This window comes from Microbacterium alcoholitolerans (assembly GCF_050408615.1).
In the GTDB taxonomy this organism is placed as follows: domain Bacteria; phylum Actinomycetota; class Actinomycetes; order Actinomycetales; family Microbacteriaceae; genus Microbacterium.
The window spans coordinates 236,089-248,696 of sequence record NZ_JBNTKD010000001.1 but is presented as its reverse complement, the minus strand read 5'-3'; the positions used below and the strand labels follow the sequence as shown (position 1 = coordinate 248,696).

The following is a 12,608-nucleotide window of genomic DNA, read 5'->3' as shown; positions in this document are numbered from 1 at the left end:
TCGCTCCCCCACCTGGAGAATTCCCTCACCGATGACTGCCCCCATCTCTCGCGGACACAACCCGCTCCGCGATCCCGATGATCGCCGGCTGAGTCGGATCGCCGGGCCCAGTGCCCTGGTGATCTTCGGCGTGACCGGCGACCTGTCGCGCAAGAAGCTCATGCCCGCGGTTTACGACCTGGCCAACCGGGGGCTGCTGCCGCCGGGCTTCGCCCTGGTCGGCTTCGCACGGCGCGACTGGGAGGACCAGGACTTCGCGCAGGTCGTGTACGACGCCGTGAAGCAGCATGCGCGCACCGAGTTCCGCGAGGAGACCTGGCAGCAGCTGCTGCAGGGCATCCGATTCGTTCAGGGGACGTTCGACGACGCGGATTCGTTCCGACGCCTTCGCGACACGGTCGAGAAGCTCGACATCGAGCGCGGCACGATGGGAAACCACGCCTACTACCTGTCGATCCCTCCGAAGGACTTCCCCACCGTCGCGCGCCAGCTGAAGGAATCCGGTCTGGTCGGCGAGCGAAGCGACGACGACACCTGCTGGCGTCGAGTGGTGATCGAGAAGCCGTTCGGCGATGACCTCGAGTCCGCGCGCGCGCTGAACGAGGCGCTCGAGGTGGCGTTCCCGGCCGATTCGATCTTCCGGATCGATCACTACCTCGGCAAGGAGACGGTGCAGAACATCCTGGCGCTGCGCTTCGCGAACGAGCTGTACGAGCCGATCTGGAACCGGAACCACATCGACCACGTGCAGATCACGATGGCCGAGGACATCGGCGTCGGGGGACGCGCCGGCTACTACGACGGCATCGGCGCGGCTCGCGACGTGATCCAGAACCACCTCCTGCAGCTGCTCGCGCTCACCGCGATGGAAGAGCCGATCAGCCTGTCCGCCGAGCATCTGCGCGCCGAGAAGGAGAAGGTCCTCGAGGCCGTGCAGCTGCCCGCCGACCTGTCGCACGCAGCGGCGCGCGGTCAATACGCCGGCGGCTGGCAGGGCGGCGAGAAGGTGAACGGCTTCCTCGAAGAGGAGGGCATGAACCCGCAGTCGACGACCGAGACCTATGCGGCTCTCAAGCTCGAGATCGCCACGAGGCGCTGGGCGGGTGTCCCGTTCTACCTGCGCACCGGAAAGCGGCTCGGACGCCGCGTCACCGAGATCGCCGTCGTCTTCAAGCGCGCACCGCAGCATCTGCTCGGACGCACGTCCGAGCTCGGTCAGAACGCGCTGGTGATCCGCGTGCAGCCGAACGAGGGCGTCACCATCCGCTTCGGCTCGAAGGTGCCCGGTGCCGGTACGCAGGTGCGCGACGTCACGATGGACTTCGGCTACGGCCACGCCTTCACCGAGGCGAGCCCCGAGGCGTACGAGCGGCTGATCCTGGATGTGCTGCTGGGCGACCCGCCGCTGTTCCCCCGGCACGAGGAGGTCGAGCTGTCCTGGAAGATCCTCGACCCGGTCGAGAAGTACTGGGCGAGCCTCGACGCCGCGCCGGAGCAGTACGCGCCCGGCTCGTGGGGGCCGGCATCCGCCGATGACCTTCTTGCCCGCGACGGCCGAGTCTGGAGACGCCCGTGATCATCGATCTTTCCGACACGACGGTCAGCCAGGTCGCCAAGCAGCTCGTCAAGGTACGCGAAGAGGGCGGCGCGGTCGCTCTCGGACGTGTGCTGACGCTCATCATCACCGCGCGCAACGGGGTCGCCGAATCGGCGATCGACGCCGCCAACGACGCCTCGCGCGAGCATCCGATGCGGGTCATCGTCCTCACCACCGGTGAGGGCGAGGCGCGTCTGGACGCGCAGATCCGCGTCGGCGGCGACGCAGGCGCCAGCGAGGTGGTCGTCCTGCGCGCATACGGCGATGCCGCGAGCAATGCCGAGAGCCTCGTCACCGGGCTGCTGCTTCCGGATGCCCCGGTCGTCGCCTGGTGGCCGGGTGAGGCGCCGACGGATGCCGCGACATCGCCGATCGGGCGCATGGCGCAGCGCCGGATCACCGATGCCGCGACGAGCACCGATGTGCGCGAACGGCTATCGCTGCTGGGGCGCACCCATGCTCCCGGCGACACCGACATCGCCTGGACCCGCCTGACGCACTGGCGCGAGCAGCTCGCGGCCGTGCTGGATCAGCCGCCGTTCGAAGAGGTCACCTCCGCCGAGGTGCGCGGGGCCGCAGCCTCGCCATCGACCGCGCTGCTCGCCGCCTGGCTTCAGATGGCGCTGGACGTTCCGGTGACCTGGTCGTACGAGGACCCGCACGAGTGGCAGGAGGGCATCAAGTCCGTGCGCCTGACCCGCGCCAGCGGCGACATCCTGCTGGAGCGTCCGTCGGCCACCGTCGCGATCCTGACGCAGCCGGGCCAGCCCGATCACGAACTGCATCTGCCGCGGCGCACGCTGCGCGAGTGCCTCGCCGAAGAGCTTCGCCGGCTGGACGCCGATCTGCTCTACGGTCGAGTCATCACCGAGGGCTGGAAGCGCCTCGGACCGCCCGAGCGAGGGGAATGAGCCGATGAAGGTGCAGGGAACGACGAAGTCTGTGGTGGTGGAGCCGACGCCGGGGGCGCTGGCGACCCGGGTGGCGGATCGCTTCCTGACTCGGCTCATCACGCGCACGCGCAACAACCGCGTCGCGCACGTGTGCCTGACGGGCGGTTCGATGGGCGGCGCAGTTCTCGAGGCCGCCGCCGGCGATGCGCGCATCGGCGAGATCGACTGGTCGCTGGTGCACTTCTGGTGGGGAGACGAGCGATTCGTCGAGCGCGACAGCTCCGACCGCAACTCGCTGCAGTCGCGCACCGCGCTGCTGGATCACATCCCTGTTCCCGCTGAGAACATCCACGAGGTCGCGGCTCCCTCCGACGGCCTGACGCTCGACGAGGCCGCTGCGGCGTACGCCGCTGATCTCGCCCGCTACGGCACCGACGGAGAGGACTGGCCGTCATTCGCGGTGTGCTTCCTCGGCGTCGGACCGGACGGTCACATCGCGTCGCTGTTCCCCGACCGCACGGAGGTGACGGTGACGGACGTCGCAGCACTCCCCGTGCGCAACTCGCCCAAGCCGCCGGCGGAGCGGGTCACCCTCACGAGACCGGTCCTGAACGCCTCCAAGCGCGTCTGGCTGGTGCTCACGGGTGCGGACAAGGCGTCGGCGCTCGGCCTGGCACTCGCGGGTGCCAGCTACGCCAGCGTCCCTGCCGCCGGGGCGAAGGGCCGCAGACGCACGATCTTCTTCGTCGACGAGGCGGCGGCGTCCGAGGTCTCCCCCGACCTCATCGATCGCGACTACTGAGCGGGCGGTGCCGGCGAGTCGCCCGGCCCCGGGCCGTCGCTTCCCCGCTTGATGCGCAGCTCCTGGCTGTCGCTGAGCACCTGCGGATGATAGCGTGCCAGGCCGTAGACGCCCCATACCGCGATCGCACCCGCGACGCCGAACATGATCAGGACCCACAGCGGCGCGGCGTCCGCCTCGCCGAGCACGAGTGCGCCGATGAGGACCGCGACGATCGGATCGATCACTGTGAGCCCGGCGATCACCAGATCAGGCGGCCCCGAGCTGTACGCGGTCTGCACGAAGTAGGCCCCGACGCCCGCCGCGGCGATCAGTGCGATCAGGCACACGACGGTCAGCCAGTCGAAGTTCTGCGCCTGGATCCGGCTGATGATCGCCTTGGCGAGTGTGGCGACGAATCCGTACAGGACACCCGCGCCCGTCACGTAGAACATGGCGCGCATGCGGTGACGCAGGATCAGCCAGCCGGCTCCGAAGACGATGATCACCAGCAGCAGGATCGTCAGGATCATGAACAGGTCCTGGTCGCTGATCGGCCGCTCGGTGGCGTGCAACGCGGCAAGGCTGACGAAGAGGAAGATGCCGCCGATGCACGCCGCGATCGCTATGAGCGACTGCCTGGTGGGCGTGTGTCCCGAGATGCGGGCGTTGAGCAGGGTCGTGATCACCAGCGCGACCGCACCCAGCGGCTGCACGACGATCAGCGGAGCGACCGCGATGGCGCTGAGCTGGCACACGATCGCAAGCCCGAGCATCAGGGTGCCGATGATCCAGGACGGGCGGGTCAGCAGCGCCTTCAGCTGCGCGCCGCTGAGACCGCTCGCGCCCTCGGCGCCGGTGATCCGCTCGACCTTCTCGACGCCGCGGTGCTGGTACTGCGCACCGAGCGACATGAACACGGCTCCGGCGAGAGCGAGCGGGATGCCCAGCAGAAGGCCCGGGTTCGCGAAGACGCCGACCAGCTGATCGCTGATGTCAGCGGCGAACTCCACCCCATGATGCACTGTCCCACCCTACCCGGCGAGCCGGTGCCAGTAGGGTTAAGGCGTGGCTGTTCTTCCGATTCGCATCATGGGCGATCCTGTTCTGCACTCCCCCGCGAGCGAGGTGGCCGAGGTGACGGATGAGATCCGAACCCTCGTCGCGGACATGTACGAGACCATGGATCTCGCCCCGGGCGTCGGCCTCGCAGCCCCTCAGGTCGGCGTGGCGCTGCGCCTGTTCGTGTACTCGTACGTCGACGACGAAGACAATCCCTGGCGCGGCGAGATCATCAACCCCGTGCTGTGGATGGCGCCGCTCGAGCCGGGCTCGCCCGACCCCGATGAGGAGTCCGAGGGCTGCCTCTCGTTCCCCGGCGAGCGATTCGCTCTTCGTCGCTCCGACCGTGTGCTGGTGACCGGATCGGACCTGACCGGTGCCGCGGTGCGCCTCGAGGTCGACGGGTGGCGCGCGCGCATCCTGCAGCACGAGTTCGACCATCTGGACGGCGTGCTGTACGTCGACCGGCTGTCCGACAGCGACTGGAAGACCGCGCAGAAGATCGCGCGCAAGCGCGGCTGGGTGCGCGGCGGACACAGCTGGATGCCGGGAGTCGACGACCTCGAGGGCTGATCCCGGCCGCGTGATTTGGCCACCCCTCGCCCGATCAGTAGGTTTCTGTGGGCGGCATCCGCCGCATCCACTCCCCTTCACGCCCTGGAGCGCACCTCATGAACTCTCGTCACATCCGCCGTGCAGCGGCAGCTGCCGGCTCGACGATCGCCGCAGTCATCCTGCTTTCGGGATGCGGCATCGCCGCCAACGTCTTCAGCGCAGGCGCCCAGCGCGACGAGAGCGGAAGCGTCACCGAAGATTCGAACATCGACATCTTCGATCTGAAGGTGGGCGACTGCAAGATCGCCGACGACGTCAACAGCGAAGAGCTCAGCGCCACCAACGTCGTGCCGTGCGCAGACCCTCACGATGAGGAGATCTTCCACGAGTTCGAGCTCCCCGACGGCGAGTACCCGGGTGAAGAGGCGATCTACACCGCGGCGCTCGAGGGCTGCGAGCCGGAGTTCGAGTCGTTCGTCGGCATCAGCGAGGAGGAATCGTCGCTGACCTACGCCTACTTCTCACCGACCCCGCAGGGATGGAGCGAGGTCGATGACCGCGTGATCCAGTGCGTGCTGTTCACCGAGGACGGCTCGCAGCTCGAGGGCTCGGCCGAAGGCACCAAGATCTGACCACGGAGGCAGAGATGACCACATCGATCCGCATCGGCATCGTCGGCTACGGCAACCTCGGCAGGGGTGTGGAGCGCTCGCTCGCGCTCAACCCCGACATGGAGCTCGTCGGCGTGTTCACGCGTCGCGACCCGGAATCCGTCACCGCAGTCGACGCCGGCACCCGCGTGCGAGGCATCGAAGCGCTGGACGGGGAGCGCGGCGACATCGATGTGCTGATCCTCTGCGGCGGTTCGAAGAGCGATCTGCCCGAGCAGACTCCTGCACTGGCGTCCGCGTTCAGCGTCGTCGACAGCTTCGACACGCACGCTCGCATCCCCGAGCACTTCGACGCCGTCGATGCGGCGGCGAAGGCGGCGGGCACGACCGCCGTGATCTCGACCGGCTGGGATCCGGGACTGTTCTCCCTGCAGCGGCTGTACGGCGAGGCGATCCTGCCGCAGGGCGAGACGTACACGTTCTGGGGTCGCGGGCTCAGCCAGGGGCATTCGGATGCCATCCGGCGCGTCCCCGGCGTCGCCGGCGGCGTGCAGTACACGATCCCGTCGGACGACGCCATCGCGCGCGTGCGCGCCGGTGAGCGGCCGGGTCTGAGCACGCGCGAGAAGCACACCCGCGAGTGCTTCGTCGTGCTCGAGGACGGCGCCGACGCGGATGCCGTGCGCGAGGCGATCGTGACGATGCCGGACTATTTCGAGCCCTACGACACCACGGTGGCGTTCATCACTGCGGAGGAGCTCGCGCGCGATCACGCAGGCGCCCCGCACGGCGGTTTCGTGATCCGCAGCGGCACGACCTCTCTGGGCAGCAGCCAGGCCAAGGGCAGCAGCCAGGCCAAGGGCAGCAGCCAGGCGAAAGGCACCAGCCAAAGCATCGAGTTCCGCCTGGCACTCGAGTCGAACCCGGAGTTCACCGCCAGCGTGCTGGTGGCGTACGCCCGGGCGGCGGCTCGGCTCGCAGCATCCGGCGATCACGGCGCGAAGACGCCGTTCGACATCGCGCCGGGGCTGCTGTCGCCGAAGTCGGCCTCGCAGCTGCGCGCAGAGCTGCTCTGAGCGCGGCCCGCGCAGCCCGCTGAGGGCCTGCCACCAGACGGAAGAAGCCCCGATCCGCTCGGATCGGGGCTTCTCGTCGGCTCCCCCGGTTGGACTCGAACCAACAACCTGCCGGTTAACAGCCGGCTGCTCTGCCAATTGAGCTACAGGGGAATGTGCGCGCTGAGCGAGCAACCCGTCCAGCTTAGCAAACTCCGAGCGCCCCTCAGAACTCGACGAACCGCCCGGGCGTGGCGTGCTCAACCACTGAGATCGGGTTCGGCATCCGGCGCCCAGATGAGATTGTCGCCCGCGCCGCGCGCGACGACGTGACCGGCGCGAAGGATGAGCGCCTCGGCCTTGAGTTCGCGGATGAACGCCGCATCGTTGGTCACCAGCAGGGCCGCCATCGCCCGCTCGGTGCGGCGACGCGTGATCGCGTCGAACACCACCGGTCGCACCTCGAGGTCGAGATTGGCGAGCGGTTCGTCGGCGATGAGCACGTGGGGCTCGAGCATCAGGGCACGGGCGATGGCGACGCGCTGACGCATGCCGGCGCTGAGCTCGTAGGGGAACTTCGTCGCCGCGCCCAGCGGCAGGTGGAGCTCATCGAGCAGGGCCGCGACGCGCATCGCCATCGCCCGGTTGTTGACCTTCTTCTGGCGAGACGTGATCGGCTCCGAGATCACTTCGCCGACGGTGAGCCGGGGCGGCAGCGATGCACCGGCCGCCTGTCCGACGTGACCGGTCAGCGCCGTCAGCATCCGCTTCTTGCGTCCCGGCTTTCGAATGTTCACACCGCACACCTGTGCGCGGCCGCCGGCGACCTTCAGCGAGGCGTCACCCATGCCTGCCAGCGCGGTGACCAGTGTCGACTTGCCGGATCCCGTCGATCCGCCGATGCACATCAACTCGCCGGGGTGCACTGTGAACGTGACGCCGTCGATCGCCCGGGTGACTCCTCCGTGGCCGATCCGATCGATCACCAGGTCATGACAGTCGATCGCGGCATCGTCGGCGGAGGGCATGTCTCCATCCTGCCCTGCTCGGGCGCCTCGACGCTCACGACTCGACGAATCGCAGCCGTTCCACGTCGACATCGCGCAGGCGCATGCGCAGCGCACGGCCTCCGTCCGAGTCCGCCGGAACGCGCTGCACGGCGCCCAGCAGCTCGTTCTTCTCCCGCTCGATGCTGCGCAGAATCAGACGACGGCAGAGGTCGGCGGCGGACGCCAGTGCGCCCGCCTCATCGCGCGCCGGGAACGGCATCATCAGCAGCTCGCCGGCCAGCGACCTGTACGGCTCGCGCACGGCATCCGCCGCAGCCGTCGCCCAGCCGACGCGCGTGCGGTCGGCGACGGATGCCACGGACTCGCGCACCGCTTCCAAGCCGGGGTGCCGGAACGGCTCCGCGAGCGCCCTCGCCATCACTGCCTGATCGATGCGGTGCCCGTACTGCAGCACTCCCATCAGTGCGTCGCGCTCCAGCGCGACCTCGGCCGTGCGCGGCAGATCCGCCAGACGCACGCGGGTGATCGTCTCAGGCTCCCCCACGGCCGGCGCGGGAGCGGATGCCTGCGGGCTCTGCGGCTCGCGTGCTCCGCGCATCTCGCGCTGCACCTGCTGGCGGACGGCGGTCGGATCCATGCCGAGGCGCCGGGCCAGCACCCGCTCATAACCGGGACGCAGCAGTTCATCGCGGATCGCGCCGACGATGGGCGCAGCGGCGCGCAGGGCACCGACCTGCCCCTCGACGGTGGCGAGGTCGTAGCCGGCGAGCTTGCGGTCGATCGCGAACTCGAACATGGGCAGCTTCGCGTCCATCAGGCCCCGCACCGCGGCATCCCCGCGCTGCAGGCGGAGGTCGCACGGGTCGAGTCCGTCGGGTGCGACCGCGACGAAAGTCTGCGCGGTGAACCGCGAGTCCTCCGAGAAGGCGCGCAGTGCCGCCTTCTGGCCGGCCTCGTCTCCGTCGAAGGTGAACACCACCTCGCCGGCCGCCGAGTCATCCCCCATCACGCGCCGCAGCACCTTGATGTGCTCGGCGCCGAACGCCGTGCCACACGTCGCGATCGCGGTCGTGACTCCCGCGAGGTGGCAGGCCATCACGTCCGTGTAGCCCTCGACGACCACCACACGCCGCGGGTCGCCGCGGGCGATGTCGCGCTTGGCCAGATCCAGCCCGTACAGCACCTGCGCCTTCTTGTAGATCGGCGTCTCGGGGGTGTTCAGGTACTTCGGGCCCTGATCGTCGTCGTAGAGCATGCGCGCGCCGAAGCCGATCGTCTGCCCGGTGACGTCACGGATCGGCCAGACGACGCGCCCGCGGAAGCGGTCGTACACCCCGCGCTGACCGGCCGAGACCAGCCCGGCGGCCGTGAGCTCGTCGCGGGTGAAGCCCTCGGCGATGAGGGCCTTGGTCATGTTCTCCCACCCGCGCGGCGCGTAGCCGACGCCGAAGTGGGCGGCGGCGCCCGCGTCGAAGCCGCGCTCGCCGAGGAAGCGCCGTGCGCTCTCGGCCTCGGGGCTGAGCAGCTGACGACGGAAGTACTCACCTGCGGCCGTGTTGGCCGCGTACAGGCGGCTGCGCCCGCTGGTCTCCGGAGCCGCCCCGCCGTCTTCGTAGTGCAGCGCGTAGCCGATGCGGCCGGCGAGACGCTCGACTGCCTCCGTGAAGCTGACGTGGTCCATCTCGCGCAGGAACGAATACACATCGCCGGATGCCCCGCAGCCGAAGCAGTGGTAGTAGCCCACCTGGGGCCTGACGTGGAAGCTGGGGCTCTTCTCGTCGTGAAACGGGCACAGCCCCTTCATCGATCCCACGCCGGCGGACTTCAGCGCGACCCGCTCGCCGACGATGTCGGCGATGTTGGTGCGCGATTTGACCTCCTCGACGTCGGCTTGAAGGATGCGTGGCATCAGACGGCCCCTTCAGCGACCGCCTGGGGCTCGGCGCGCCGACGCGCACCGGGACGCACATGCCGTGGCGTCCAGATGCCGACCTCGGCCGGATCGATCTCGCCGACCAGTCGGTTGTGCCAGTCGACGGCGGTCTGGTCGGTCAGGCTCGCGACCTGGTCGACGACGACGCGGGCGCGCTCGGCATCCGTCGTCGCGGCATGGAAGTCCGCCGAGAACGCCGGCTCGAGCACATCGGCGCCGGCCGACCAGAGCGCATCCGTCGACCACAGCGCGTCGGCGAGACGCTTGAGCACCCGACGCTGCTCCTTGTACACGCCGCGGCGGGCGTCGATCGTGACGATCGCCTGGCCCATGATGCCCTTCAGCACGGCGATCTCCGCTTCAACGACCCTGGGCACGACCACGTGTGCACTGTATCGGGCCAGGGAGTCCCCCGGGTAGGCCTCGCGGGTCGCGGCGACCGAGGCGCGCGCGAAGCGCCCGATCATGTCGCTGGTGATGTTCTTCAGCTTCGCCAGGTCGCGCCGCGAACGGTCGAAGGACTTCAGCCACATCTGCTGCCGAGTGAGCCGGTAGAGGGCGTCGGCGAGCTCCTCGCGCGTGAAGTCGTAGCCGACCCACTGCTGGATGCGCCCGACGAGCGGGTGATGCTCGACCGGATCCGAGAGCTGTGCGACGTCGACGTAGCCGTTGACGATCGCGTCCTCGAAGTCATGCACCGAATACGCGATGTCATCCGACAGGTCCATGATCTCGGCCTCGATGCACCGCAGGCGACCCGGGGCTCCCTCGCGCATCCACCGGAACACCTCCTCATCCTCGGGGTAGACGCCGAACTTCAGCCGTCCGCCGGGGTCGGGAACGGGGTTGTCGACGGTCCACGGGTACTTGCACGTGGCGTCCAGGCTCGCACGGGTGAGGTTCAGCCCCACCGAGTGCTCGTCATCGTCGAGCACCTTCGCCTCGAGCCTGGTCAGGATGCGCAGCGACTGTGCATTGCCCTCGAAGCCGCCGATGTGCTCGGCCCACTCGTTCAGCGCGCGCTCTCCGTTGTGTCCGAAGGGCGGATGCCCGAGATCGTGGCTGAGGCAGGCCGTGTCGACCACGTCGGCAGAGACTCCGAGTGCGCTCGCGAGCTCGCGCCCCACCTGCGCGACCTCGAGCGAGTGGGTGAGGCGGTTGCGGGCGAAGTCCGCCGTGCTGGCCGGGCTCAGCACCTGCGTCTTCGCCGCGAGGCGGCGCAGAGCCGCAGAGTGCAGCACGCGCGCGCGGTCGCGCGAGAAGCCGTCGCGCTCGGATCGATGGGTCTCGGCGAAGAAGCGCTCTGCGTCGTGCCCGCCATACCCAGGGATCTGCGTCCCCGGACGCGTCTCAGCCGCCATCGTTCTCGATCTCCGCCCCGCGCATCATGTCGCTGACGCCCTCTCCGATCTCTCGTGAGTCCAGCCATCCCTCCGGCAGTGCGGTGCGCTTCGGCGATCCAGCGCGGCCGCGCTGGCCCTCGGCGCCGATGCCCGGATAGGGAGCGTCGCCGAGGGTGCCGAGCAGGTCGTCGATCTCCTGCAGCGTGGATGCCTTTGTCAGCGCTGAGCGCAGCTCGCCGCCGACCGGATAGCCCTTGAAGTACCACGAGACGTGCTTGCGGACGTCCTTGCAGCCGCGGTCCTCGTCTTCGAAGAAGTCCACGAGAAGCTCTGCGTGCCGGCGGAATGCCGCTGCGACGAACTGCAGGGTGGCGTCGACGCGAGGTGCCGCGGGCGCGTCAGAGGGGCCGAGTGCGGTGGCGAGCTCACCGAACAGCCACGGGCGTCCGAGGCATCCGCGCCCGACGACGACGCCGTCCGCGCCCGTCTCAGCCAGCATCCGCACGGCGTCGTCGGCTGACCAGATGTCGCCGTTGCCGAGCACCGGGATGCTCGTGACCGCCTGCTTGAGCTTGCCGATGGCGTTCCAGTCCGCGTGGCCGGAGTAGTACTGCGAGGCCGTGCGGGCGTGCAGAGCGACGGCGGCCGCGCCGACGTCCTCCGCTGCGCGCCCCGCGTCGATGAAGGTGAGGTGGTCGTCGTTGATGCCCTTGCGCATCTTCACGGTCAGTGGCACATCTCCCGCGGCCTTCACAGCGCGATCGACGATGTCGGTGAACAGGCCGAGCTTCCACGGCAGCGCAGCACCGCCGCCCTTGCGCGTCACCTTCGGCACCGGGCATCCGAAGTTCAGGTCGATGTGGTCGGCGCGGTCCTCGGCGACGATGATGCGCACGGCCTCGGCGATGGTGGCCGGATCGACCCCGTACAGCTGAATCGAGCGCGGCGTCTCGGACTCGTGGTGCTGGATCAGCCGCATCGTGATGGCGTTGCGCTCCACGAGCGCGCGAGAGGTGATCATCTCGCTCACATACAGTCCTGCGCCGTACTCGCGGCACAGTCGGCGGAACGCGGTGTTGGTGATGCCCGCCATGGGGGCGAGGACGACGGGCACGTCGAGCTCGATCGGACCGATGCGCAGGGCGGGTGCCTGCTCGGTGGCCGGAGCCTGATCGGCGACAGGTGCGGAAGCAGTGACAGTCATATCCTGTCCATTCTCCCAGACTGGACCGGGCGCGGGCTGTACCGAATTAGGCTGTGGATATGACCGACCTGTCCGTACGCCAGATCCCGTTCACCGACGCCTCCGGAGCGGAGCAGACCATCGACGGGGCGGGTGCAGACGTCGCACTGGTGGTGAATGTGGCGTCGCGCTGCGGCCTCACACCGCAGTACGCCCAGCTCGAGCAGCTGCAGCGGGCGTACGGCGACCGTGGCTTCACGGTCCTCGGCTTCCCGTGCAATCAGTTCATGGGCCAGGAGCCAGGGTCGATCGAGCAGATCCAGGAGTTCTGCTCGACGACCTACGGCGTGACCTTCCCGATCAACGGCAAGACGAAGGTCAACGGCCGCAACGCCGCCGAGCTCTTCAAGGCGCTGAAGCAGACTCCGGATGCCGATGGCAAGGCGGGCCGGGTGGAGTGGAACTTCGAGAAGTTCCTGGTCTCCGCCGACGGCTCGGTGCAGCGCTTCCGTCCGAAGCAGCGGCCGGACTCGCCTGAGGTCGTCGCGGCGATCGAGAACGCACTGACCCGCTGATCGGGCCGGG

Annotated in this window: 12 protein-coding genes and 1 tRNA gene; 7 read left to right on the top strand and 6 right to left on the bottom strand. The window is 69.0% G+C overall.

Annotation, left to right across the window (positions count from 1 at the left end):
- The first annotated feature begins 31 nt into the window (after positions 1–31).
- The 3 genes from zwf to pgl are packed head-to-tail and all read left to right on the top strand — an operon-like array spanning position 32 to position 3,292.
- Entirely contained in the window at positions 32–1,576 is a 1,545-nt protein-coding gene (gene zwf / locus ACQUSX_RS01215; protein WP_428905158.1) for a glucose-6-phosphate dehydrogenase, read from the top strand.
- The gene (locus tag ACQUSX_RS01210; protein ID WP_428905157.1) at positions 1,573–2,508 is read left to right on the top strand and encodes a glucose-6-phosphate dehydrogenase assembly protein OpcA; all 936 of its coding nucleotides are present in this window, start codon (positions 1,573–1,575) and stop codon (positions 2,506–2,508) included. The genes zwf and ACQUSX_RS01210 overlap by 4 nt, the downstream gene beginning before the upstream one ends.
- 4 nt (positions 2,509–2,512) lie before the next feature.
- Positions 2,513–3,292: a 6-phosphogluconolactonase gene (gene pgl / locus ACQUSX_RS01205; protein ID WP_428905156.1), complete on the top strand. Its 780-nt coding sequence runs from the start codon at positions 2,513–2,515 to the stop codon at positions 3,290–3,292.
- Here pgl and ACQUSX_RS01200 read toward each other — a convergent pair.
- Positions 3,286–4,296 (bottom strand): DMT family transporter, encoded by a 1,011-nt coding sequence (locus ACQUSX_RS01200; protein WP_428905155.1) that lies wholly within the window; start codon positions 4,294–4,296, stop codon positions 3,286–3,288. The two genes, pgl and ACQUSX_RS01200, sit on opposite strands and share 7 nt — an antisense overlap.
- Positions 4,297–4,339: 43 nt before the next feature.
- On the opposite strand from ACQUSX_RS01200, the gene def reads away from it, so the two are divergent.
- The 3 genes from def to ACQUSX_RS01185 all read left to right on the top strand — a co-directional run bounded on the left by def (position 4,340) and on the right by ACQUSX_RS01185 (position 6,575).
- Positions 4,340–4,906: a peptide deformylase gene (gene def, locus ACQUSX_RS01195; RefSeq protein ID WP_428905154.1), complete on the top strand. Its 567-nt coding sequence runs from the start codon at positions 4,340–4,342 to the stop codon at positions 4,904–4,906.
- Positions 4,907–5,004: 98 nt separating this feature from the next.
- Positions 5,005–5,520 carry a septum formation family protein gene (locus ACQUSX_RS01190; RefSeq protein WP_428905153.1) on the top strand — a complete coding sequence of 172 codons (516 nt, stop codon included), beginning with the start codon at positions 5,005–5,007 and terminating at the stop codon, positions 5,518–5,520.
- A 14-nt stretch (positions 5,521–5,534) separates the two neighbouring features.
- Positions 5,535–6,575, top strand: coding sequence for a diaminopimelate dehydrogenase (locus ACQUSX_RS01185; protein WP_428905152.1), 1,041 nt, complete (start codon positions 5,535–5,537; stop codon positions 6,573–6,575).
- A gap of 80 nt (positions 6,576–6,655) precedes the next feature.
- On the opposite strand, the gene ACQUSX_RS01180 is transcribed toward ACQUSX_RS01185, so the two are convergent.
- From ACQUSX_RS01180 to dusB, 5 genes are all read right to left on the bottom strand, one after another.
- Positions 6,656–6,728: transfer RNA gene (locus ACQUSX_RS01180), tRNA-Asn, on the bottom strand.
- Positions 6,729–6,814: 86 nt separating this feature from the next.
- Positions 6,815–7,582, bottom strand: coding sequence for an ATP-binding cassette domain-containing protein (locus tag ACQUSX_RS01175; RefSeq protein WP_428905151.1), 768 nt, complete (start codon positions 7,580–7,582; stop codon positions 6,815–6,817).
- 34 nt (positions 7,583–7,616) lie between these two features.
- Positions 7,617–9,473 carry a DNA primase gene (gene dnaG, locus ACQUSX_RS01170; RefSeq protein ID WP_428905150.1) on the bottom strand — a complete coding sequence of 619 codons (1,857 nt, stop codon included), beginning with the start codon at positions 9,471–9,473 and terminating at the stop codon, positions 7,617–7,619.
- Positions 9,473–10,858, bottom strand: coding sequence for a deoxyguanosinetriphosphate triphosphohydrolase (locus ACQUSX_RS01165; RefSeq protein WP_428905149.1), 1,386 nt, complete (start codon positions 10,856–10,858; stop codon positions 9,473–9,475). The genes dnaG and ACQUSX_RS01165 overlap by 1 nt, the downstream gene beginning before the upstream one ends.
- Positions 10,848–12,044 carry a tRNA dihydrouridine synthase DusB gene (gene dusB / locus ACQUSX_RS01160; RefSeq protein WP_428905148.1) on the bottom strand — a complete coding sequence of 399 codons (1,197 nt, stop codon included), beginning with the start codon at positions 12,042–12,044 and terminating at the stop codon, positions 10,848–10,850. The genes ACQUSX_RS01165 and dusB overlap by 11 nt, the downstream gene beginning before the upstream one ends.
- A gap of 59 nt (positions 12,045–12,103) precedes the next feature.
- On the opposite strand from dusB, the gene ACQUSX_RS01155 reads away from it, so the two are divergent.
- Positions 12,104–12,598, top strand: a complete 495-nt coding sequence (locus tag ACQUSX_RS01155) for a glutathione peroxidase (RefSeq protein ID WP_428905147.1) — start codon at positions 12,104–12,106, stop codon at positions 12,596–12,598.
- Positions 12,599–12,608 lie beyond the last annotated feature (10 nt).

Excerpts from the sequence above, each read along its gene's own strand:
- zwf (WP_428905158.1), top strand. The coding sequence starts at position 32 with ATGACTGCCCCCATCTCTCGCGGACACAACCCGCTCCGCGATCCCGAT.
- pgl (WP_428905156.1), top strand. The coding sequence starts at position 2,513 with ATGAAGGTGCAGGGAACGACGAAGTCTGTGGTGGTGGAGCCGACGCCG.
- ACQUSX_RS01190 (WP_428905153.1), top strand. The coding sequence starts at position 5,005 with ATGAACTCTCGTCACATCCGCCGTGCAGCGGCAGCTGCCGGCTCGACG.
- ACQUSX_RS01185 (WP_428905152.1), top strand. The coding sequence starts at position 5,535 with ATGACCACATCGATCCGCATCGGCATCGTCGGCTACGGCAACCTCGGC.
- ACQUSX_RS01175 (WP_428905151.1), bottom strand. The coding sequence starts at position 7,582 with ATGCCCTCCGCCGACGATGCCGCGATCGACTGTCATGACCTGGTGATC.
- dnaG (WP_428905150.1), bottom strand. The coding sequence starts at position 9,473 with ATGCCACGCATCCTTCAAGCCGACGTCGAGGAGGTCAAATCGCGCACC.
- ACQUSX_RS01165 (WP_428905149.1), bottom strand. The coding sequence starts at position 10,858 with ATGGCGGCTGAGACGCGTCCGGGGACGCAGATCCCTGGGTATGGCGGG.
- dusB (WP_428905148.1), bottom strand. The coding sequence starts at position 12,044 with ATGACTGTCACTGCTTCCGCACCTGTCGCCGATCAGGCTCCGGCCACC.
- ACQUSX_RS01155 (WP_428905147.1), top strand. The coding sequence starts at position 12,104 with ATGACCGACCTGTCCGTACGCCAGATCCCGTTCACCGACGCCTCCGGA.